The organism is Kosakonia quasisacchari, from assembly GCF_004331415.1.
In the GTDB taxonomy this organism is placed as follows: domain Bacteria; phylum Pseudomonadota; class Gammaproteobacteria; order Enterobacterales; family Enterobacteriaceae; genus Kosakonia; species Kosakonia quasisacchari.
On record NZ_SJOP01000003.1, the window covers coordinates 175798 to 196995 of the forward strand.

The window sequence follows — 21198 nt, forward strand, 5'->3', positions numbered from 1 at the left end:
CTCACGACGTCGGCGTAGCACCGTGCTACGCCGTCGAACTTTGCAGGCAGGGATGATATGAAACGTCTGACGAAATTCCTCTCTCTACTTCTTATCAGTTGCGCACTGCTTTCCGGTTGCAATACTGCCCGTGGCGTTGGCGAAGATATCCAAAGTCTGGGCCATGTCATCTCGCGCGCAGCGAACTAAAACTTCCTCTCTTCCTAAAAATGCTTCCGTTCCGGTAACCTTCCCGGATTTTGTCTATGCTTAAGTGGCTATACACAAACAATATTGGCTACAAAAGGAAGATATTATGGTTAAGAAGACAATTGCTGCGATCTTTTCTGTTCTGGTTCTTTCCTCAGTATTGACGGCCTGTAACACCACGCGTGGTGTGGGAGAAGATATCTCCGATGGCGGTAACGCGATTTCTGGTGCGGCGTCAAAAGCGCAACAGTAATCACTGTCGGTACGGCGCTTGCCGTACCGTTAGTTTGAGTTTTCCGGCAGTGATAAGAACGGCGTAAAACGGTTTCCCATCCCCAGCTTCATTCTGATATTGCGCTTGTAGGTATAAACAGTCTTACCGTTAATGCTGAGATTACTGGCAATCGCCTGGTTATCATTCCCTTCCATCCACAGTGTCAGTACTTTTTCTTCCTGCTTTGTCAGTAGAGGAGTGGCGATGTGCGGTATCGCACGGATCGGGCGCGCCAGCATCATTGCGTCGATGATTTGCGCCAGTTTTTCCAGTGGTTCTGTTTTCAACATCGTCGCCTGAATAGCAAACTGCGCGCAAAATTCTGACAATTGAGCATCTTCGCCAGACTCTAGCAACATCACCTGCGTCGATTCGCTACAGACGGAAAAGAATGACGCAAGTTGTTGAATATGATGTATTTCATTCTTGAATCCATGAAGATCGGCAATGACCAAATCCGGCTGCCACTGTACAATATGTTCTTTGGCGAGCATTAAGTTATGCAACGCGGTTACCAGGAAGGAAGCGGGGAATAAATCGGTTTGATTGAGCCAGGATTCCATCCCTGAGCGGGTGAAGTAACAGCGGTCAATCACGAGAATCTTGAACATATTTTTCTTCGCAGTCAGAGAGTGGCGCACAACGTCCTGAATTCAGGAGAGCGGATTTATCATAGGGGGTAGATATGGTGAATAAATGCCGGAATTCCGCTGCGAACAGTGGCTATTTCTCGCTTTAAAACGCCTAAAATTGAGCAAGAACAAAAATATTGAAATAATGGGCCTAAATCGGCAAAATTTGCCTCTCTTCACACGCCGAACGGGACGACCCGTTTGCGCCAATTCACAATGGGGACGGCCCCGCACTGGAGCCAAAAATGTCCTGGTTAATTCTTCTTATTGCAGGTCTTCTTGAAGTGGTTTGGGCTATCGGCCTGAAATATACCCACGGTTTCACCCGGTTAATGCCAAGCATTATTACCGTGACGGCGATGGTCGCAAGCGTCGTGCTGCTGTCATGGGCAATGAAAACATTGCCGGTGGGAACCGCATACGCCATCTGGACAGGCATTGGCGCAGTCGGCGCTGCAGTCGCCGGCATTGTGCTGCTCGGCGAATCTGCAAGCCTGGCGCGTATCCTCAGCCTTTGTCTGATTGTGGCCGGGATTATCGGGTTGAAACTCAGCGCCCATTAATGGGGCTGATTTATCCATAGCAGTTTTTCCACGGCAAACCCTTGTCGGGCCGCGATGTCGAGCATCTGCTGTTTTACGTCAGCCGGAAGGGTGGGCGTGCGTGACAGTATCCAGAGATAGTCGCGGTCCGGCCCGCAAACCAATGCGTAGCGGTAGTCGCTGTCCAACGCGAGAATGTTATAGCCGCCGTAGAAGGGGCCAAAGAAGGAGACTTTCAGCGCGGCGGTACGTGGGTTACCGGTGAAATACGCGGTGCCGATGGCTTGCTGCCACATGTCGCGTTCCGTGTTGTAACCGCGATTCACCACCGTCAAACCGCCATCGTCGCGCAGGCTATACGTGGCGGTGACCCTTTCCAGACCGCGTTCGAATGAATGATCAAAGCGGGCAATTTCGTACCATTTACCCAGATAGCGTTGTGTATTGAAATCCTGTACGACGGTCACGCCATCAGGAGGAGTGGGAGAGCTACAGCCGGAGATGAACAGCGCAGCGATAACAGTCACGATGAGAAGCATCAGGCGCATGAGAATTTCCTTCCAGATCTTTTCTTTAGGGTATAGACGCTGGCGGGAAATTTGCTCTCCCGCTTACGCAGGAGAGCGACTGATATCAAAGAAATAGAATACCGATCAGGGTAACAACGGTGAGAATGGCGGCAAGGCCATAAAACACCCATTTACCGCTGGGAACATGGATTTTTAAATCATGCATCATGTGGTGGATACGATGCAGACCGCACCACACCGGCAATACAATCATCAAAAAGATAAAGACGCGGCCAATAAAGCTTTGCGCAAACGCCAGCACGCGATCGTAACCGAGTGCATCGCCGGGGTAGAACCCTAGCGGCAGCAGCACGCCAATCAACAGCACGATAACCGGTGTGACAATCGCGCCCCACATACCACCAGCGCCAAATAATCCCCAGAAAACGGGTTCGTCAGAACGTTTTGGATTCGGGTTAATCACGTTGGCCTCCTTACCAGAACAGTGCGACAAACAGGATCACCACGGTGACCACTGCCGTTACCACCCAAAGCCCTTTAATTACCGGCTCTGGACCCATTTTTTCGCCCTTAACAATAATGAGCTGCGCTTTCGGCGCGAGATCAAACCAGGTTTTGGTGTGCAGCAATGCTGCCGCCAGGGCGATCAGGTTGAGGATCAGCACAATCGGGTTTTGCAGAAAATGCACAAACCCGCCCCAGCTTTCCGGCCCATGTTTCAGCGAAAATAGGCCAAAGATCAGTTCGAGACTGAACCAGACCGCCGCGACTGCCGTTCCTTCACGCAGCATATAGAAGCGATAAAACGGCAGGGTTTTCCACCAGGTTGATGGCATGGGACGAACCCAGGCTTTGCGTTTAGTCGTCATAATGCACTCCTTAGCGTGGTTTCAGGGTGGCGATAAGAAAGTCTTTCGAGCTTTCCACCTTGCCCTGCTGGATGGCGGCGGCCGGATCGACATGCTTCGGACAGACTTCCGAGCAGTAACCGACAAACGTACAGCTCCACACGCCATTCTGGCTGTTGAGCTGCGCCATGCGCTCTTTCTTACCTTTGTCGCGGCTATCGAGGTTATAGCGATGCGCCAGCGTGATCGCTGCCGGGCCGATAAACTCAGGATTCAGACCGAATTGCGGGCATGCGGCATAACACAAACCGCAGTTGATACAGCCGGAGAATTGGTGATACTTCGCCATCTGCGCCGGGGTTTGCTTGCCTGGCCCCTGATCCGGCGTGCGCGTGTTACCAATAATGTAGGGCTTAATCGCTTCGAGGCTCTCGATAAAGTGGGTCATATCGACCACCAGATCGCGCTCAATCGGGAAGTTCGCCAGCGCTTCGACTTTCATCCCTTTCACGTAATCACGCAGAAAGGTCTTGCAGGCGAGTTTCGGCACTTTGTTAACCATCATGCCGCAAGATCCGCAAATCGCCATACGGCACGACCAGCGATAGCTCAGGTCCGGCGCGAGGTTATCTTTGATGTAGTTCAGCGCATCGAGCAGAGAAGTGGCTTCATCGTAGGGCACATCGTAAAAAGCACTGTGCGGCGCGCTGTCCACTTCCGGGTTGTAACGGACAATCTCGATTTTCAGATTCTTCAACTCAGCCATTGTTCGTCTCCTTCTTCTCGGACGCTTCAGCTTCAGCACCGTAGACGCGTTTTGCTGGCGGCAGCGTGGTGATCTTCACGTCGCTGTACTCCAGACGGGTCGCGCCATCGGCACCGCGGAACGCCAGCGTGTGCTTGAGGAAGTTAACGTCATCGCGCTCGGTACAGCCTTCATCCAGACGCTGATGCGCGCCGCGAGACTCTTTACGTGCCAGCGCGGAGTGCGCCATACATTCGGCGACATTCAGACCGTGGCCCAGTTCAATGGTGTAAAGAACATCCGTGTTGAAGACGCTGGAAGTATCGGTGATGCGTACACGTTTAAAGCGCTCCTGCAACTCCGCCAGTTTATCCACGGTTTTCTGCATCAGCTCCGGCGTACGGTAGATGCCGCAACCTTCTTCCATGGATTCACCCATTTCATCGCGGATTTTTGCCCAGCTTTCGGTGCCGTCCTGATTCACCAGCGCTTTCAGACGTTTTTCCACGTCGGCGGCTTGTGCGTTCAGCGCACTGTCATTGGCCTCGGTTGCGGTTGCGGCGCGTTCCATGGCGCGTTCACCAGCAAGACGACCAAACACCACCAGTTCCGCCAGCGAGTTCGAACCCAGACGGTTTGCACCGTGCAGGCCGACAGAAGAGCACTCGCCCACAGCAAACAGGCCGCTGATGCGGGATTCGCAGTTTTGATCGGTTTCGATACCGCCCATGGTGTAGTGCGCGGTTGGGCGTACCGGAATCGGCTCTTTGATGGGATCGACGCCAACATAGGCTTTTGCCAGCTCGCAGATAAACGGCAGACGTTCGTTGATTTTTTTCGCGCCGAGATGGCGCAAATCGAGGTGCACCACATCGCCACGCGGCGTAGAGATGGTGTTGCCTTTGCGCCACTCGTGCCAGAACGCTTGCGACACTTTGTCGCGCGGGCCAAGCTCCATATATTTGTTCTTCGGCTCGCCGAGCGGCGTTTCCGGGCCCATGCCGTAATCCTGCAAATAGCGGTAGCCGTTCTTGTTGACGAGGATCCCACCTTCACCGCGGCAACCTTCGGTCATCAGAATGCCGGAGCCGGGCAGGCCGGTCGGGTGATACTGCACAAACTCCATATCGCGCAGCGGCACACCGTGCGCCAGCGCCATGCCCATGCCGTCGCCGGTGACAATACCGCCGTTGGTGTTGTAACGGTAAACGCGGCCCGCGCCACCCGTTGCCATCACCACCGCATTGGCACGGATCTGCACCAGCGTGCCTTCCATCATATTCATAGCGACCAGCCCGCGGGCATGGTTGTCATCGACCAGAATATCCAGCACAAAATGCTCGTCGAAGCGCTGGATTTGCGGGAACTGAAGGGATGTCTGGAACAATGTATGCAGCATATGGAAGCCGGTTTTATCGGCGGCGAACCAGGTGCGCTCGATTTTCATCCCGCCGAAGCGGCGCACATTGACCGTGCCGTCAGGACGGCGGCTCCACGGACAGCCCCACTGTTCAAGCTGGGTCATCTCTGTCGGGCAATGATGCACAAAATAGTCAACGACATCCTGTTCGCAGAGCCAGTCACCGCCAGCAACGGTATCGTGGAAATGGTACTCGAAGCTGTCATGATCCTGGGCGACGGCGGCAGAGCCGCCTTCCGCAGCAACAGTGTGGCTGCGCATGGGATAGACTTTTGAAATCAGTGCGATTTTGGCATTTGGGTGGGCTTGCGCCGCAGCGATCGCGGTACGTAATCCCGCTCCGCCTGCGCCAATCACAGCGATATCGGCTTGAAAGGTATGCACGACATTCCTCCAGATTATTGTTGTTCCGCAACGACAAGCCTGAAGCGCTCAAGGTAGTTGCGGATATGTTCCACTGCTCCTTTTTGGGTAAAGGCAGTATAACCGTAGAGATTCGGGGGAAATTTGATGCGTTCGATTTTTTTGCTGTTCTTTGTGGTGATATGTCATCGATCTTGATTGATATCACCATTAAATGTTTACCCATCTAGTTATAGACGACATTAATGAAATTATTCTGCGCAAAATTTGTCTCTGCGGATCGATGCGGGTAGACTTCGTGCCCTTGTCTGAAATCGGAGAAAGTACCATGAGCGAGACGGCAACCTGGCAGCCGAGCGCATCCATCCCCAACCTATTGAAACGCGCGGTAATTATGGCGGAAATTCGCCGTTTCTTTGCCGATCGCGGTGTGCTTGAGGTGGAAACGCCCTGTATGAGCCAGGCGACGGTGACAGATATTCACCTGTTCCCGTTCGAGACCCGTTTTGTTGGCCCTGGCCACTCTCAGGGGCTTAATCTCTATTTGATGACCAGCCCGGAATACCACATGAAACGTCTGCTGGCAGCGGGTTGTGGCCCTGTTTTCCAGCTGTGCAGAAGCTTTCGCAACGAAGAGATGGGTCGCCATCACAACCCTGAATTCACTATGCTGGAGTGGTATCGCCCGCACTACGACATGTATCGCCTAATGAACGAAGTGGATGATTTGCTGCAACAGGTGCTGGAGTGCCCGGCTGCAGAGTCGCTCTCTTACCAGCAGGCTTTCCAGCGTTATCTCGAAATCGACCCACTCTCGGCAGATAAAACCCAGTTGCGTGAAGCGGCGGCGAAACTCGATCTGAGCAATATCGCCGATACGGAAGAAGACAGAGATACGCTGCTGCAATTGCTGTTCACTATGGGCGTTGAGCCGCAGATCGGTAAAGATCGTCCGGCTTTTGTATATCATTTCCCGGCAAGCCAGGCGGCGCTGGCGCAGATCAGCACGGAAGATCACCGTGTTGCGGAACGCTTTGAAGTTTATTTCAAAGGCATCGAGCTGGCGAACGGTTTCCATGAGCTGACCGATGCCCGCGAACAGCAGCAGCGTTTCGAGCAGGATAATCGCAAACGTGCCGCGCGCGGTTTACCGCAGCAACCCGTGGATGTAAATCTGCTGGAAGCGCTGAAAGCCGGCCTGCCGGATTGCTCCGGCGTAGCGCTGGGTGTTGACCGTCTGGTGATGCTGGCGCTGCAAGCTGAAAGCCTGGCGGATGTGATTGCATTTACCGTTGATCGGGCCTGATGACCCGATGAGTTGACAGTAAAAAAGGCGCCTGAGGCGCCTTTTTTGTTGGCTTACAAGCTGCCCGCCGGGCGGCTACTTTTGCCTGAGGACGTCAGCGTTCTTGCGCTGCGTTTGCCATCGAGGCTCTCCAGGCGCATCTGGAACGGCGGGAACGGCAAATCAATACCGTGTTCGCGGAAGCCCGCCAGAATCAACTGGTGGATTTCGTGGCGCAGCGGCATGCGATGTCCCATCTCCGCCGCATAAATGCGCAACTCAAACAGTTGCAGGCCTTGCTGCAAGTCGACGAGGAACACTTCCGGCGCCGGGTTATCAATCACCAGCGAACAGCGTTCGGCTGCGGTGTAAAGAATCTGCGTGACCTCTTCGCTGTTGGCATCGGCTGGCGCCGGTACCGTCAGCACAACGCGCGTGACCGAATCTGACAACGACCAGTTAATAAACTGCTCGGTGATAAATGCTTTGTTTGGCACGATGATCTCTTTGCGATCCCAGTCGCTGATAGTCGTCGCGCGAGTATTGATCTTGGTGATGCTGCCGGTTAGATCGCGGATAGTTACCGTATCGCCAATGCGGATCGGTTTTTCAAACAGGATAATCAGGCCAGAGATAAAGTTGGCGAAAATCTCCTGCAAGCCAAAACCAAGCCCAACACCGAGCGCCGCGACCAGCCACTGTAATTTGGCCCACTCAATGCCGATCATTGAGAAACCAACTAACCCGCCAAACAACATCAGCAGGTATTTGGTGATGGTGGTGATGGCGTAACCAGTGCCCGGTGCCAGATCCAGGTGTTGTAACAGCGCCAGCTCCAGCAATGCGGGGAGGTTGCGCACCAGTTGGGTGGTGATAATAAACACCAGAATGGCGATCAGTACCGCGCCGAGGGTGATGGGCTCTAGGCTTTCCACGCCTTGTACCGTCGAGGTGACATCCCACAGCGGGATGTTTTCCAGAAAGCCAAAGGCGGAATGGATCTCGGACCACAGCACAATCACTGACAGCAGGGCGATCAACATCAGGATCGAACGCACCAGACGCAATGACTGCACGCTGATGGCATCAAGATCGACTTCCGGCTCATCCACCTCGGCAGTGCCTTCGGTGCTGGTGTGATGGGGAACATCTTCTTCACCTCGGGCGCGCTGGGCGAGAATCTCTGCGCGGCGGTGACGGGCGCGTTCAAAGGCCAGACGGCGGCGCTGGATCAGCATCCAGCGGCGGATGATGTGATACACCACCAGCAGCAGAAACCAGATGGCGACCGAGGTTTCCAGACGCGCAAGCAGCGCCTGCGCCGTGGCCAGATAACCAACGCAGGCGGCCAGAATCGCCGCCAGAGGCGCACTCAGCAGCAGGTTCCACAGCAGGTGATTGGGCATATTGTCGCTGTTGCCTGCTTTATCGACATACAGTGGGATCCCAGCGCGTTTCAGGCTGAGCGTCACGATCGCCAGCGCCCCACAAATCAGAATAAAACAGAGTCGCCCCAGCGACGCGGAGAACTCACGGTCGTTAAGGTTATCAAACATGATCAGCGCCATGATCAGCGGCACAATAAAGCCGATGCTCATCAGATAGTAGCGCATGCCGCGAGCCACGCGGTTACGCGGCCAGCCAAAGTGGGCGACAAACAAGCCGGTCGGTCGGGCGAACGTGGCACAAATCATCACTACCCACAGCAGCGGCACGGTGGCTGTCACGCCATCGCCAATCGCCACCGCCAGCGGGTAGGGCCAGGCTTCCTGCAATCCATAGCCGAGCGTTTTCCATAATACCGGCAGCGGCGACGCGACCAGAATTGACCAGAATACGGTACGCATGGTGAGCCAGAAGTGATCCTGCGTCACTTTGCCCACGCGGGCGCTGGAACGCTCCAGAAAGCGCGTAAAGTGACGGCGGGAGTAAATGCTAAAGCCCACCAACAGCAACGCACCAAACAGCGGAAATAGCGTCTCTTTGCTGGTAAGCATCATGGCGCTGGCTTTGCCCAACTGGCTGATGGTGTCGAGCGATAGCAAGCGCCGCAGATCCTGTACGATCTCAATCGGCCAGGAAAAAGAGATAGGGCTGACGTCCGCCGTCCAGAATAAGTAGCGATGGGTGGCTTCATTAACTTCTTTTAGCGCATCTTCCAACTGGCTATTGGAAACTTTGAGCTTGGTGAGCTCAAGGATCAGCGTATCGCCGCCCTGTAATAGCGAGTTCAGCAGCTCGCGCTGGGTGCGAAGTTGCGCTTCCAGAATGCGGTTTTGCTCAGCCGTCAGCGGCTGGCCATCCGCCTGGCGGATTTGTCGCAGTTGCGGCTGCTTATTCAACAGATCTTCATAGCGCATGCGATGCACACGTAACTGCGCCATTTCGGTATCCAGTTGCTGTGGTTTTGGCATCTCTGGCAGACGAGCGACCTGCGCGCGCAACGCTTCGCCCAGCATATTGGACGCGCCAAGCCATTGCGATTGCTCGCGCAGGGTATTTAGCGCCTGACGAACCTGTAATGTCTGCCCGGTAGCCTGCCGCTGCTGTGAGGCCACCAAATCCATGCGCTGCGCCTGCTGGTTCAGTGCCTGTGACAGCTCACGGTTAATGCGGAACTGCTCGACAATCCCCGCCGGTAAGTTGGCGCTGTTTTCCGCCAGTAATTCGGTGCTCTCCAGCGCTTGTTCTGCTTCGCGCTGGCGCTGGCTATTGAGTTGATTACGCAACGCTTGCAAATAAGCATCTAATTGCTGGCTCTGTTTTTGCGCCAGCTCGGAGCGCATACGCGCCAGCTCCTGGCGGTTATTTGCCGATAACTGCGCCAACTCCAGTTCGTCAACCAGCGCTTTCAGCTTTGCCGATTCCGCCTGTGCGCCAAAGTTTTGTGCTTGTGCCAGCGGAGTATTGCTGTTTTGTGTGCCGAGGCGGCGTTCCACTTCGGTGACCTGGCGGCGCGCATCGGTTTGCTGCTGCGGTAGCTGGCTTAGCGAATCGCTAATTTCCCGGGCGCGCTCCTGCTCCTGCTGGGCTAAACGGGTTTTTTCCAGCAACTGGCTGCTGACTTGCAGGATCTCCTGATTTAGCGCATCGCTACTCATGCCCGCTGGCGCGGGTTTCGGTTCGTCGCGCAGGTTATCCAGCTGCGCGCGCAACGTTCTGGAGAGTTTAGGGAAGTTATCAATGACTTCTTGATATTGTTTGGCGCGCTCGAGCGAACCTTTACGTTCTTCGAGCGCGTTTAGCGCCGCCTGGAGTACCTCGACGGTTTCTGCCTGATCCGGCGTGTTTTTCGCCGCCTTGGCTTGCTCCAGCTCCTGGGCGATTTGTCGGGCATCGGGGGCTGTTGCAGCGATAGCCCCCAGGCTGAGGCACCAGGCCATCAGAAAAACGATAATCAGGCGCACATCAGTCTCCCGGGTCGTTAAGGATTAGCTTTCGTCTTGCTTGTCATCTACCAGCGGGCTGGCGTCATGCTCTGCTTTGATTTCCGCTTCCGGGAGCGGTGCCGGTTCTGCATCAACAGGCGCGAAGGTTTCGGCGGAAACCGCCAGCGGTTGGCCAATTTTGGTGACTGACAGGCTCTGTAACTGCTCGACTAAATTCACTTTGCCCGGCGCAAATAAGTTAATCACCGTGGAGCCAAGTTTAAAGCGGCCCATCTCCTGGCCTTTCAGCAGCGCAACCGCACCTTCGCTTTCACCGGCAGGCCAGGTCCAGCGTTTGATGATGCCTTCGCGCGGCGGAGTAACGGTACCCGCCCATACGGTTTCGATGCTGCCGACAATCGTCGCACCAACAAGAATTTGCGCCATCGGGCCGAACTCGGTCTCAAACAGGCAGATCACCCGCTCGTTACGTGCAAACAGGTTCGGCACGTTCTGCGCCGTCAAATGGTTCACGGAGAAGAGATCGCCCGGCACGTAAATCATTTCGCGCAGGATACCGTTGCACGGCATATGAACGCGGTGATAATCGCGCGGCGAGAGATACGTGGTAACAAAGCTACCGTTACGGAACAGGTCCGCCATCAGATAGTTGCCCGCCAGCAGCGCTTCCAGGCTGTAATTATGCCCTTTGGCCTGCAGGATTTTATCATTGTCGATTGCGCCAAGCTGGCTAACGACGCCGTCCGCCGGCATCACCAGTACGTTCGGATCGGTGTTAAGCGGGCGCACTTCGTCACGCAGCGGGCGGACGAAAAAGTCGTTAAAAGTGCGGTAGCTGGCGGTGTCTGGCTTCTGCGCTTCTTTCATATCGACCTTGTAGTATTTCACGAACAGATCGATAACCAGTTTGGTCAGCCAGCCTGCACGTTTACTTGCGCCCCAGCCCGCCAGGCGAGTGAGCCACAGTTTCGGCAGAATGTATTGAAGCGAAAGTTTAAATGAATTTAACAAGGTAGCCTCCAGGCTATTGTTTTTGTCGTTCCTGACCCGGCGCATAAGCGCCGAAGCCTTTAAAAAGGGGGACGATTTTAGCGATGCTAAGCGTAGTTGTCAGTCATCCTATTCAGAAAAGCTTTTACGCGTTTTTACCTGCGACATGCTCTCGAGAATGCGGTGGTAGTTTTCAAACCGGCTCTTGGCAATTTCGCCTTTCTCTACCGCTTCGCGGATGGCGCAACCCGGGTCGGTATCGTGCTTACAGTCGCGGTATTTGCAATGACCAAGATAGTCATGGAATTCGACAAAACCGTTAGTGATTTGTTCCGGTTCGAGATGCCAGAGGCCAAACTCACGAACGCCAGGCGAATCAATCACATCGCCGCCATGCGGGAAATGATAAAGCCGCGCAGCGGTAGTGGTGTGCTGGCCCAGGCCAGATGCGTCGGAAACATCGTTGGTGAGGATTTGCTTTCCTTGCAAACCGAGCAGCGCATTGAGCAGGCTCGATTTCCCCACCCCGGACTGGCCGGCGAAGATACTGATGCGGTCGGTCAAGGCTTCGACAAGTGGTGCCAGCCCGTCTTGCCTGTGGCTTGAAACCATTAACACTTTGTAGCCAATTCCACGGTAGATATCCATCTGCTCGTTAACGAAGCGTAAGCTGTCGTCATCCAGCAGATCGATTTTGTTCAGCACAATCAACGGCTCAACCTGTAAGGCTTCACACGCCACCAGATAGCGGTCGATGATATTGAGCGACAGCTCAGGCAGGATGGCGGAAACCACCACGATCTGGTCGATGTTTGCTGCGATCGGTTTGACGCCATCGTAAAAGTCGGGGCGCGTCAGCACCGAGGTGCGCTCATGTACGGCTTCAACAATACCTTTTACGGTGACACCTTCCGCGGCTTCTTTACCTGGTCGCCACACCACGCGGTCACCGGTGACCAGCGAGCGGATAGTTCGCCGTATGTTGCAGCGATGCACTTCGCCATCGGCGGATTCCACATCGGCATGCATGCCAAAACGGCTGATCACCACCCCTTCGGACGTATCGCCGAACAGGTTGTCATCGTAGTCAGCTTTCTCCGCAGACGTTGTTAGTCGGCGCTGGTGGTTCGCATTTACGCGGCGCTGCTGCCCTTTGGAGAGTTTATTTTTACTCAATCGTGCTGGCTCCTGGTCGCCCCGGATGGGCAAAACGACTATGATACACGCAATTTTAGATGAATATAGTTACGCGAGAAGGGTGGAAAATAGCATGAGCGCAAATGAAAACAACCTCATTTGGATCGATCTTGAAATGACGGGGTTAGATCCCGAGCGCGATCGCATTATTGAAATCGCGACGCTGGTGACCGATGCAAACCTGAACATTCTGGCGGAAGGTCCGGTAATTGCGGTACACCAATCCGATGCGCAATTGGCGCTGATGGATGACTGGAACGTACGCACCCATACCGGCAGCGGCTTGGTGGATCGCGTCAAAGCCAGTCAACTGGATGACCGTGCGGCGGAACTGGCGACTATCGAGTTCCTGAAAGAGTGGGTGCCAGCGGGTAAATCGCCCATTTGCGGTAACAGTATTGGCCAGGATCGCCGCTTTCTGTTTAAGTACATGCCGGAGCTTGAAGCCTATTTTCACTACCGTTACCTGGATGTCAGCACCCTGAAAGAGCTGGCGCGCCGCTGGAAACCGGAAGTGCTGGACGGTCTGAAAAAGCAGAACACCCATCAGGCGTTGGATGATATTCGCGAATCGGTGGCGGAGCTGGCTTATTATCGCGAGCATTTTATTAAGCTGTAATGTACAAGTGATGCGGAGCCGGAAATTTTTAGCTTCGGCTCTGTAAGCCGCTAATGGCGCGACTTTGCTGGAAAAATGCGCGTTTTGTCGATTTAATCGGCACTTGAACAAAAAAAGCGAAAATTTGCTTTCGGGGGCTTGCAGCAGGAAGGATTTCTCGTATAATGCGCCTCCCGTGAAGACACAGAAATGTGCAACACGGCGTCACGATATTTTAGTGAAAAGCGTAAGCAAGTTCCTGAAAAATCGATGATAAGCGGGAATAGCTCAGTTGGTAGAGCACGACCTTGCCAAGGTCGGGGTCGCGAGTTCGAGTCTCGTTTCCCGCTCCAAAATTTGAAATGCACCATCCAAATTTACTGGTTTTGTCATTGACGTCGAATCCAGATAAATATGCGGGAATAGCTCAGTTGGTAGAGCACGACCTTGCCAAGGTCGGGGTCGCGAGTTCGAGTCTCGTTTCCCGCTCCAAATTTGAAATGCCGAAAGGCACGCACCATCCAGATTTACTGGTGACGGCAAGCAAGCCAAACCAGATAAGTATGCGGGAATAGCTCAGTTGGTAGAGCACGACCTTGCCAAGGTCGGGGTCGCGAGTTCGAGTCTCGTTTCCCGCTCCAAATTTTCAAATCCAATAAATTATCCACAGCGAGTTTCCTCGTTGGGGACGTTTTTTATTGTCTTCGCTAAACGTTTGTGAACAGACTTATCCACAGGCGAGCCTTTCATTCGCAATACAACGATTACTTCAATAAGCAAACGGTTTTATTTTAATTTATTGAAAATAAATAAGAAAATAACATTTCAAACTGTTAACGCGATCGCTTGACGATTTTGTGAACGTTGAATCGTAATGTGTTTTTAATTTTATACACAAGCTGTGGATGGCTCAGGCATCGCGCGGCAGCCCTTTTTCAACCACCCGCACCAGCCGTTGTTTTTTCGACGTTTGTACTTCCACTTTGCAGGCATTACGCTTCTCAATTTGCTGCGCAATCGCCCACTGTATGTGTTCGTCGAGAAGTGGGTGCTCACCATTTCGTTGCTCCAGTGCCTGAATATTGGCTGCATCCCACGGCGCATTCCCCAGCGCAACGGCGATATTTCGCAGCCAGCGCAAATGACCAATGCGGCGGATGGCCGAACCCTCAGTGACTTTCAAAAAATACGCCTCGGTCCAACTGAACAGTTCAATCAACTCTGGGGCGTGTAGCGCTTTACGCGGGCTAAAATCCTCTTCGTCGGTTAGCTGAGAGAAGCGGTTCCACGGGCAGATCAACTGACAATCGTCGCAGCCATAGATCCGATTGCCTATCAGCGGACGAAACTCTTCAGGGATAGCGCCTTCCAGTTCAATGGTGAGATAAGAAATGCAGCGCCGGGCATCAACCGTGTAAGGTTCGACAATCGCGCCGGTCGGGCAGATGGTCATGCAGGCCACACAGCGGCCACAGCCTTCTTCTACCGGTTGGTCGATGGGCAGCGGTAAATCGACCAATAACTCGCCGAGGAAAAAGAACGATCCTGCGTCTCGGCTCAAGATGAGTGAGTGCTTACCTGTCCAGCCAAGCCCGGCTTTTTCCGCCAGCGGGCGTTCAAGAATGGGCGCAGAATCGACAAAAGGTCTAAAATTCAGCGAAGCACATTGCTGTTGGATCATTTCGCCGAGTTTTTTTAATCGATTACGCAGCAGCTTATGGTAATCGCGACCCAGCGCATAACGGCTGACATACCCGAGCGCCGGGTTTTTCAACGTGCTGGCAAAGGCCGCTTGTGCGGGAAGGTAGTTCATTCGCACGCTGATAACGCGCAGTGTGCCGGGGAGAAGCTCGTGGGGGCGGGCGCGCATCATACCGTGACGCGCCATCCACTCCATCTCACCGTGATATTGTTTATCCAGCCATGCCTGTAGTGCAGGTTCGCTGGCGCTGAGATCGGTATCGGTAATACCGACCTGCTGAAAACCCAGTTCAGTGCCCCACTGTTTGATTTGTTGCGCTAAATGATTGAGATCGAGGGGTTCTGACATGACGGACCATACAATGAAGAAAATCGCAGCAAGTATACCACACTCTGTCTGGCCTGCTGAGGACCTCAAACGCGCTGAAAAAGAGGCGGCAGATAGCCTCGGCATTACGCTTTATGAACTGATGCAGCGCGCGGGAGAAGCGGCATTCAACATTGCGCGGGAACAGTTTCCTGATGCGCGCTGCTGGCTCGTGCTTTGCGGCCACGGCAATAACGGTGGTGACGGCTATGTGGTGGCGCGTTTAGCGGCGTCGGCGGGGCTTTCCGTGACGTTGCTGGCACTGGAAGGCAACAAACCGCTGCCGGAAGAGGCAGCACAGGCACGCGATGCATGGCTCAACGCGGGCGGCGAGATCCATGCGGCTGACGTTTTGTGGCCAGAAGAGGTTGATCTCATTATTGATGCACTGCTTGGCACCGGTCTCACTCGCGCGCCGCGCGATGATGTGGCGGCGCTTATTGATCATGCCAATGCTCACCTGGCTCCCGTGCTGGCGCTGGATATTCCCTCTGGCCTGAATGCGCAAACCGGTGCGGCTGCTGGTGCGGTGATGCAGGCACGTCATACGGTAACGTTTATCGCCCTTAAACCCGGCTTACTAACGGGCAAAGCGCGCGATGTGGTTGGTCAATTACATCACCATGCGCTGGGGCTTGACGCCTGGCTTTCAGCCCAGCAAACGTCTATTTCCCGTTTTGATGCCAGCCTGCTTACCCAGTGGTTTACGCCACGGCGTCCTACTTCGCATAAAGGCGATTTCGGGCGGCTGGTGATTATCGGCGGCGATCGCGGAACGGCAGGCGCGGTGCGCATGGCGGGAGAGGCCGCGTTGCGCGCAGGCGCAGGCCTGGTGCGGGTACTGACGCGTAGTGAGAATATCCCGCCCATTATTACCGCGCGCCCGGAGTTGATGGTGCACGAACTCACCGCCGAGTCACTGGATGAGAGCCTTGAATGGGCGGATGTGGTGGTCATCGGCCCCGGTCTTGGGCAACAGGAGTGGGGTAAAAAGGCGCTACAGAAAGTGGAAAATTTTCGCAAACCGATGTTATGGGATGCGGATGCGCTGAACCTTCTGGCAATCAATCCCGATAAACGTCACAATCGCGTTTTAACGCCACACCCCGGCGAAGCCGCTCGCTTGCTTAACTGTAGCGTGGCGGAAATTGAAAGCGACCGCTTACTTTCCGCCCGGCGTCTGGTACAACGTTACGCAGGTGTTGTCGTACTGAAAGGTGCGGGCACGGTTATCGCGAGCGACAAGGGCGACACGGGCATTATTGATGCCGGTAACGCCGGGATGGCAAGTGGCGGAATGGGCGATGTGCTGTCAGGCATTATTGGTTCGCTACTGGGGCAAAAATTGAGTCTGTATGATGCGGCCTGCGCCGGATGTGTCGCGCACGGCGCGGCAGCCGACCGCCTCGCGGCACAGTACGGCCAGCGCGGTATGCTGGCAACCGATCTTTTTAGCACGCTGTTGCGTGTTGTTAACCCGGATGTAATTGAAACAGAAGATGATTAATCGAGTTATTCCTTTACCTGACGAGCAATCAACACTGGATCTCGGCAAGCGTGTGGCGCAGGCCTGCGACGGCGCGACAGTGATTTATTTATATGGCGATCTTGGTGCAGGTAAAACCACCTTTAGCCGGGGATTTTTGCAGGCTTTAGGCCATAACGGCAACGTCAAAAGCCCGACTTACACACTGGTTGAACCTTACACGCTCGATAAATTAATGGTGTATCACTTCGATTTGTACCGCCTTGCGGACCCGGAGGAGCTGGAATTTATGGGGATCCGTGATTATTTTGCCAACGATGCGATTTGCCTGGTCGAGTGGCCGCAACAAGGTGCGGGTGTACTGCCTGACCCGGATGTCGAAATCCATTTAGATTATCAGGCGCAGGGGCGTGAGGCGCGCATTAGCGCTGTATCCTCATCTGGCGATTCGTTACTGGCACGTATGGCCGGTTAACCGGAAGGATGACGGAATGATCTGTCGCGTGAAAAGTTGGTTGGCACTCGCGTTGTTACTGTTGTGTACGCAGGTGAGTGCGGCGAGTTTAGCGGATATTCAGGTGTCGAATGGCGATAGCCAGGCGCGTATTACCTTCAGTTTCATGGGCGATCCTGACTATTCGTTTTCTCAGCAGGGTAAACGCAGCGTTGCGCTGGATATTAAACAGACCGGCGTGATTCAGGGATTGCCGCTGCAGTTCAGTGGCAACAATCTGGTGAGAAGCATTCGGGCCGGTGCCGCGCAGGATAACCAGTCGATTCGGTTGGTGGTGGATCTGACGCAGAACGGTAAAACCCGCGCCGTGAAACAGCAAAGCGGTGCGGGCTACACGGTGGTCTTTACTATCGACGCCGACGTTCCTCCGCCTCCACCGCCGCCAAAAGTAGTGGTGAAACGAGCCGAAACCCCGGCGGTTATGCCGCAACAAACGGCTCCGGGGCGTAATCCGTTTAAAGGCGAAAACGATCGCATCACCAGCGTCACCAGCAGTAACACCATCACGCGGCCTGCGGTGCAGTCGCGTGCGGCTTCTGGCGATAAAGTGGTGATTGCCATCGATGCCGGGCACGGCGGCCAGGATCCCGGCGCGATTGGCGCAGGTGGAACGCAGGAGAAAAACGTCACTATCTCTATCGCACGGAAACTGCGGGCGTTACTGAATGGTGATCCCATGTTCAAACCGGTCATGACGCGCGATGGTGATTACTTTATTTCGGTGATGGGCCGCTCAGACGTGGCGCGTAAGCAGAATGCAAACTTTCTTGTTTCGATTCATGCAGATGCTGCGCCTAACCGTGATGCGACGGGGGCGTCGGTATGGGTGCTGTCGAACCGCCGTGCAAACAGTGAAATGGCAGGCTGGCTGGAGCAGCATGAGAAACAGTCCGAGCTGCTCGGCGGTGCGGGTGATGTACTGGCAAATAGCCAGTCTGACCCTTATCTGAGCCAGGCGGTGCTGGATTTACAGTTCGGCCATTCCCAGCGTGTCGGCTATGATGTCGCCACCAGTATGCTCAGCCAGCTTCAGCGCATCGGTGCATTGCATAAACGCCGCCCGGAACATGCCAGCCTTGGCGTTCTACGCTCGCCGGATATTCCGTCTGTGCTGGTAGAAACCGGTTTTATCAGTAACAGTAGCGAAGAGCGGCTACTGGGAAGCGATGCCTACCAGCAGCAAATTGCCGAAGCGATTTACGGTGGGTTGCGTAACTATTTCCTCGCACATCCGTTGCAATCCGCACCGCAGAGCGGCGGGCAAACTGCCAGCGCGGGCTCATCTGCTAACGGGCTGCTCAACTAAGGATTTTTTCATGCCGATACAGGTTTTACCGCCACAGCTTGCGAACCAGATCGCTGCGGGCGAAGTGGTTGAGCGCCCTGCGTCGGTGGTGAAAGAGTTAGTGGAAAACAGCCTTGATGCTGGCGCTACGCGTATTGATATCGATATCGAACGCGGCGGCGCAAAATTGATTCGTATCCGTGATAACGGTGTTGGCATCAAAAAAGAGGAGCTGGCGCTGGCGCTGGCGCGTCACGCTACCAGCAAAATCGCTTCTCTGGATGACCTGGAAGCGATCATTAGCCTCGGTTTTCGCGGCGAAGCGCTGGCGAGTATCAGCTCTGTTTCCCGCTTAACATTGACTTCCCGCACTGCCGAACAGCAAGAAGCCTGGCAGGCTTACGCCGAAGGACGCGAAATGGCGGTGACGGTGAAACCCGCTGCGCACCCGGTGGGCACAACGCTTGAAGTGCTGGATCTGTTTTACAACACGCCGGCGCGGCGCAAATTTATGCGCACGGAAAAAACCGAGTTCGGCCATATTGATGAAGTGATCCGCCGCATCGCGCTAGCGCGTTTTGATGTCACCCTTAACCTCAACCACAACGGTAAACTGGTGCGTCAGTACCGTGCCGTTGCGGAAGGGGGACAGAAAGAGCGCCGCCTTGGCGCTATTTGCGGTACGGCATTTTTAGAGCAGGCGCTGGCCATTGAGTGGCAGCATGGTGACTTAGCGTTACGCGGCTGGGTGGCCGATCCCAAAACGACTTCCAGTGCTTTCGCTGAAATCCAATATTGCTATGTCAATGGCCGCATGATGCGCGATCGGCTGATCAATCACGCCATTCGCCAGGCGTGTGAAGATAAGCTGGGTGCGGATCAGCAGCCAGCGTTTGTGCTCTATCTGGAAATCGATCCGCATCAAGTGGATGTGAATGTGCATCCGGCAAAACATGAAGTGCGTTTTCATCAGTCGCGCCTGGTGCATGATTTCATCTACCAGGGCGTGGTGAGTGTGCTGCAACAGCAGATGGAAACACCGCTACCGCTTTCTGAAGATCCTGGCCCAAGGGCGCTGCCGGAAAATCGCGTGGCGGCAGGGCGTAACCAGTTTGCCGAACCTTTAATTGCTCGCGAGCCGCAAGCGCCGCGTTTTTCAACATCTTCTCCTGCCCCGTCTGAGGGCGCGCGTAACAGTACCGCAGGTGCTCAGCCGTGGCCAAACGCGCAGCCGGGTTATCAGAAACAGCAAGGGGCGCTCTATCGGCAATTGCTGGAAACTCCCGTTGCTGAGCGTAAAGCTGAAAAATCGAAGCCCGCAGCTCCGGCATTGGACGGGCACAGCCAGAGTTTCGGTCGTGTATTGACGCTTATTGCACCGTACTTCGCGCTACTTGAGCGTGACGGAAAACTGGCGTTACTGGCGCTGCCGGTTGCTGAACGCTGGTTGCGCCATGCACAGCTGTCGCCTGACCACGCGCCTGCCTGCGGTCAGCCGTTGTTAATTCCGGTGCGTTTAAAAATCTCAGCGCAAGAGAGCGCGGTATTGAAGCGTGCCCAGACAGTGCTTGCGGAAATGGGCATCGAATTTGTTCCCGATGGCCAACACGTGACCATTCGCGCAGTGCCTTTACCCTTGCGCCAACAAAATTTACAAATCTTGATTCCCGCTCTGATAGGCTACCTGGCGCAGCAGACAAGCATTGATGCGGTGAATATTGCTCACTGGCTGGCGCGCCAACTGGCGAGTGAACATCCCGAATGGAGTGTGGCGCAGGCGATAACCCTGCTTGCCGATGTTGAACGGCTTTGTCCGCATCTGGTGAAGACCCCGCCGGATGGTTTATTACAACCTGTTGATTTACAAACGGCGATGAACGCCCTGAAAAATGAGTGAAGTGAGTAAGGCTGGCCTGCCGAAGGCTATTTTTTTGATGGGGCCGACGGCCTCCGGCAAAACCGCATTAGCTATTGAGCTTCGTAAAGTTTTGCCAGTAGAGTTGATAAGCGTAGATTCAGCCCTTATTTATCGTGGAATGGATATTGGTACCGCCAAGCCGAGCGCGGAAGAGCTACAAGCTGCGCCACACCGGTTGTTGGATATTCTCGATCCGGCGTTAGCGTATTCCGCTGCTGATTTTCGCCGCGATGCGCTGGTCCAGATGAAAGAGATAACCGATGCAGGGCGTATTCCTCTGCTGGTTGGCGGTACGATGCTCTATTTTAAGGCGCTGCTGGAAGGTTTATCGCCCCTGCCGTCAGCAGACGCGCAAGTGCGAGCAGACATTGAAAAACAGGCGGCAGAGCGTGGATGGGAAGCGTTGCATCAGCAGTTACGGGAGATCGACCCCGTTGCGGCAGCGCGGATTCATCCAAATGATCCGCAAAGGCTTTCCCGGGCACTGGAAGTTTTTTTCATTTCGGGTAAAACTTTAACGGATCTGACGCAAACGTCAGGAGACGCTCTGCCTTACCAGGTGCATCAGTTCGCCATCGCCCCGGCGAGCCGTGAACTGCTCCATCAACGAATCGAGCAGCGTTTTCATCAGATGTTGGCTTCAGGTTTTGAAGCAGAAGTGCGGGCGCTTTTTGCTCGCGGTGATTTGCATACGGATATGCCTTCCATTCGTTGTGTGGGGTACCGCCAGATGTGGTCATACATTGAAGGCGAAATTTCATACGATGAAATGGTTTATCGAGGTATTTGCGCGACGAGGCAGTTAGCCAAGCGGCAGATAACCTGGTTGCGGGGCTGGGATGGCGTTCACTGGCTAGAGAGTGAAAAGCCAGAAAAGTCTTACCGTGACGTGCTACAGGTTGTTAGTGCTATCGCAGGGTGAATG

At 54.6% G+C, this 21198-nt stretch carries 20 protein-coding genes and 3 tRNA genes; 13 read left to right on the forward strand and 10 right to left on the reverse strand.

The window, feature by feature from the left end:
• The first annotated feature begins 57 nt into the window (after positions 1-57).
• Complete coding sequence (locus E0L21_RS04610) at positions 58-189, forward strand: entericidin A/B family lipoprotein (RefSeq protein WP_017459192.1); 132 nt, start codon at positions 58-60, stop codon at positions 187-189.
• Positions 190-295: 106 nt separating this feature from the next.
• Positions 296-442: a lipoprotein toxin entericidin B gene (ecnB, locus tag E0L21_RS04615; RefSeq protein WP_020456213.1), complete on the forward strand. Its 147-nt coding sequence runs from the start codon at positions 296-298 to the stop codon at positions 440-442.
• A gap of 29 nt (positions 443-471) precedes the next feature.
• On the opposite strand, the gene E0L21_RS04620 is transcribed toward ecnB, so the two are convergent.
• A complete protein-coding gene (locus E0L21_RS04620) occupies positions 472-1074 on the reverse strand; it encodes a helix-turn-helix transcriptional regulator (protein WP_131407189.1) in 603 nt (200 codons plus the stop codon).
• Between the two features lie 266 nt (positions 1075-1340).
• On the opposite strand from E0L21_RS04620, the gene sugE reads away from it, so the two are divergent.
• Positions 1341-1658 (forward strand): quaternary ammonium compound efflux SMR transporter SugE, encoded by a 318-nt coding sequence (gene sugE / locus E0L21_RS04625; RefSeq protein ID WP_131407191.1) that lies wholly within the window; start codon positions 1341-1343, stop codon positions 1656-1658.
• On the opposite strand, the gene blc is transcribed toward sugE, so the two are convergent.
• The 5 genes from blc to frdA all read right to left on the reverse strand — a co-directional run bounded on the left by blc (position 1655) and on the right by frdA (position 5564).
• Positions 1655-2185, reverse strand: coding sequence for an outer membrane lipoprotein Blc (gene blc, locus E0L21_RS04630; protein WP_131407193.1), 531 nt, complete (start codon positions 2183-2185; stop codon positions 1655-1657). The genes sugE and blc overlap by 4 nt on opposite strands.
• A gap of 85 nt (positions 2186-2270) precedes the next feature.
• Entirely contained in the window at positions 2271-2630 is a 360-nt protein-coding gene (gene frdD, locus E0L21_RS04635; RefSeq protein WP_131407195.1) for a fumarate reductase subunit FrdD, read from the reverse strand.
• A 10-nt stretch (positions 2631-2640) separates the two neighbouring features.
• Complete coding sequence (frdC, locus tag E0L21_RS04640) at positions 2641-3036, reverse strand: fumarate reductase subunit FrdC (RefSeq protein ID WP_131407197.1); 396 nt, start codon at positions 3034-3036, stop codon at positions 2641-2643.
• A 10-nt stretch (positions 3037-3046) separates the two neighbouring features.
• Complete coding sequence (locus E0L21_RS04645; protein WP_131407199.1) at positions 3047-3781, reverse strand: succinate dehydrogenase/fumarate reductase iron-sulfur subunit; 735 nt, start codon at positions 3779-3781, stop codon at positions 3047-3049.
• Positions 3774-5564, reverse strand: coding sequence for a fumarate reductase (quinol) flavoprotein subunit (frdA, locus tag E0L21_RS04650; RefSeq protein ID WP_131407201.1), 1791 nt, complete (start codon positions 5562-5564; stop codon positions 3774-3776). The genes E0L21_RS04645 and frdA overlap by 8 nt, the downstream gene beginning before the upstream one ends.
• Before the next feature lie 307 nt (positions 5565-5871).
• On the opposite strand from frdA, the gene epmA reads away from it, so the two are divergent.
• Positions 5872-6849: an elongation factor P--(R)-beta-lysine ligase gene (gene epmA, locus E0L21_RS04655; RefSeq protein WP_131407203.1), complete on the forward strand. Its 978-nt coding sequence runs from the start codon at positions 5872-5874 to the stop codon at positions 6847-6849.
• Between the two features lie 53 nt (positions 6850-6902).
• Here epmA and mscM read toward each other — a convergent pair whose 3' ends face one another.
• The 3 genes from mscM to rsgA form a co-directional block, all read right to left on the reverse strand.
• Positions 6903-10235 carry a miniconductance mechanosensitive channel MscM gene (gene mscM, locus E0L21_RS04660; protein ID WP_131407205.1) on the reverse strand — a complete coding sequence of 1111 codons (3333 nt, stop codon included), beginning with the start codon at positions 10233-10235 and terminating at the stop codon, positions 6903-6905.
• Positions 10236-10259: 24 nt separating this feature from the next.
• Positions 10260-11228 carry an archaetidylserine decarboxylase gene (asd, locus tag E0L21_RS04665; RefSeq protein ID WP_131407207.1) on the reverse strand — a complete coding sequence of 323 codons (969 nt, stop codon included), beginning with the start codon at positions 11226-11228 and terminating at the stop codon, positions 10260-10262.
• A gap of 108 nt (positions 11229-11336) precedes the next feature.
• Positions 11337-12383, reverse strand: a complete 1047-nt coding sequence (gene rsgA / locus E0L21_RS04670) for a small ribosomal subunit biogenesis GTPase RsgA (RefSeq protein WP_170312051.1) — start codon at positions 12381-12383, stop codon at positions 11337-11339.
• Between the two features lie 94 nt (positions 12384-12477).
• Between rsgA and orn the strand changes: the two genes are divergently transcribed.
• The 4 genes from orn to E0L21_RS04690 all read left to right on the forward strand — a co-directional run bounded on the left by orn (position 12478) and on the right by E0L21_RS04690 (position 13643).
• The gene (orn, locus tag E0L21_RS04675; RefSeq protein ID WP_131407209.1) at positions 12478-13023 is read left to right on the forward strand and encodes an oligoribonuclease; all 546 of its coding nucleotides are present in this window, start codon (positions 12478-12480) and stop codon (positions 13021-13023) included.
• A 256-nt stretch (positions 13024-13279) separates the two neighbouring features.
• A tRNA-Gly gene (locus E0L21_RS04680) sits at positions 13280-13355 on the forward strand.
• Positions 13356-13418: 63 nt separating this feature from the next.
• Positions 13419-13494 (forward strand) — tRNA-Gly (locus tag E0L21_RS04685).
• 73 nt (positions 13495-13567) lie between these two features.
• Positions 13568-13643 (forward strand) — tRNA-Gly (locus E0L21_RS04690).
• 269 nt (positions 13644-13912) lie between these two features.
• Here E0L21_RS04690 and queG read toward each other — a convergent pair.
• Positions 13913-15052 carry a tRNA epoxyqueuosine(34) reductase QueG gene (queG, locus tag E0L21_RS04695; RefSeq protein WP_131407211.1) on the reverse strand — a complete coding sequence of 380 codons (1140 nt, stop codon included), beginning with the start codon at positions 15050-15052 and terminating at the stop codon, positions 13913-13915.
• Here queG and nnr point away from each other — a divergent pair.
• From nnr to miaA, 5 genes are read left to right on the forward strand one after another with little or no spacing between them, the layout of a single operon-like run.
• The gene (gene nnr / locus E0L21_RS04700) at positions 15051-16577 is read left to right on the forward strand and encodes a bifunctional ADP-dependent NAD(P)H-hydrate dehydratase/NAD(P)H-hydrate epimerase (protein WP_131407213.1); all 1527 of its coding nucleotides are present in this window, start codon (positions 15051-15053) and stop codon (positions 16575-16577) included. The two genes, queG and nnr, sit on opposite strands and share 2 nt — an antisense overlap.
• Positions 16570-17031, forward strand: a complete 462-nt coding sequence (tsaE, locus tag E0L21_RS04705; protein WP_017459175.1) for a tRNA (adenosine(37)-N6)-threonylcarbamoyltransferase complex ATPase subunit type 1 TsaE — start codon at positions 16570-16572, stop codon at positions 17029-17031. Before nnr ends, tsaE begins: the two co-directional genes overlap by 8 nt.
• Before the next feature lie 16 nt (positions 17032-17047).
• The gene (amiB, locus tag E0L21_RS04710; protein WP_131407215.1) at positions 17048-18376 is read left to right on the forward strand and encodes an N-acetylmuramoyl-L-alanine amidase AmiB; all 1329 of its coding nucleotides are present in this window, start codon (positions 17048-17050) and stop codon (positions 18374-18376) included.
• 10 nt (positions 18377-18386) lie between these two features.
• Positions 18387-20252, forward strand: coding sequence for a DNA mismatch repair endonuclease MutL (gene mutL / locus E0L21_RS04715; RefSeq protein ID WP_131407217.1), 1866 nt, complete (start codon positions 18387-18389; stop codon positions 20250-20252).
• The gene (miaA, locus tag E0L21_RS04720) at positions 20245-21195 is read left to right on the forward strand and encodes a tRNA (adenosine(37)-N6)-dimethylallyltransferase MiaA (protein WP_131407219.1); all 951 of its coding nucleotides are present in this window, start codon (positions 20245-20247) and stop codon (positions 21193-21195) included. The genes mutL and miaA overlap by 8 nt, the downstream gene beginning before the upstream one ends.
• Positions 21196-21198 lie beyond the last annotated feature (3 nt).

Coding starts and splice junctions, on each gene's coding strand:
- E0L21_RS04610 (WP_017459192.1), top strand. CDS start 58: ATGAAACGTCTGACGAAATTCCTCTCTCTACTTCTTATCAGTTGCGCA.
- ecnB (WP_020456213.1), top strand. CDS start 296: ATGGTTAAGAAGACAATTGCTGCGATCTTTTCTGTTCTGGTTCTTTCC.
- E0L21_RS04620 (WP_131407189.1), bottom strand. CDS start 1,074: ATGTTCAAGATTCTCGTGATTGACCGCTGTTACTTCACCCGCTCAGGG.
- sugE (WP_131407191.1), top strand. CDS start 1,341: ATGTCCTGGTTAATTCTTCTTATTGCAGGTCTTCTTGAAGTGGTTTGG.
- blc (WP_131407193.1), bottom strand. CDS start 2,185: ATGCGCCTGATGCTTCTCATCGTGACTGTTATCGCTGCGCTGTTCATC.
- frdC (WP_131407197.1), bottom strand. CDS start 3,036: ATGACGACTAAACGCAAAGCCTGGGTTCGTCCCATGCCATCAACCTGG.
- E0L21_RS04645 (WP_131407199.1), bottom strand. CDS start 3,781: ATGGCTGAGTTGAAGAATCTGAAAATCGAGATTGTCCGTTACAACCCG.
- epmA (WP_131407203.1), top strand. CDS start 5,872: ATGAGCGAGACGGCAACCTGGCAGCCGAGCGCATCCATCCCCAACCTA.
- orn (WP_131407209.1), top strand. CDS start 12,478: ATGAGCGCAAATGAAAACAACCTCATTTGGATCGATCTTGAAATGACG.
- nnr (WP_131407213.1), top strand. CDS start 15,051: ATGACGGACCATACAATGAAGAAAATCGCAGCAAGTATACCACACTCT.
- queG (WP_131407211.1), bottom strand. CDS start 15,052: ATGTCAGAACCCCTCGATCTCAATCATTTAGCGCAACAAATCAAACAG.
- tsaE (WP_017459175.1), top strand. CDS start 16,570: ATGATTAATCGAGTTATTCCTTTACCTGACGAGCAATCAACACTGGAT.
- amiB (WP_131407215.1), top strand. CDS start 17,048: ATGATCTGTCGCGTGAAAAGTTGGTTGGCACTCGCGTTGTTACTGTTG.
- mutL (WP_131407217.1), top strand. CDS start 18,387: ATGCCGATACAGGTTTTACCGCCACAGCTTGCGAACCAGATCGCTGCG.
- miaA (WP_131407219.1), top strand. CDS start 20,245: ATGAGTGAAGTGAGTAAGGCTGGCCTGCCGAAGGCTATTTTTTTGATG.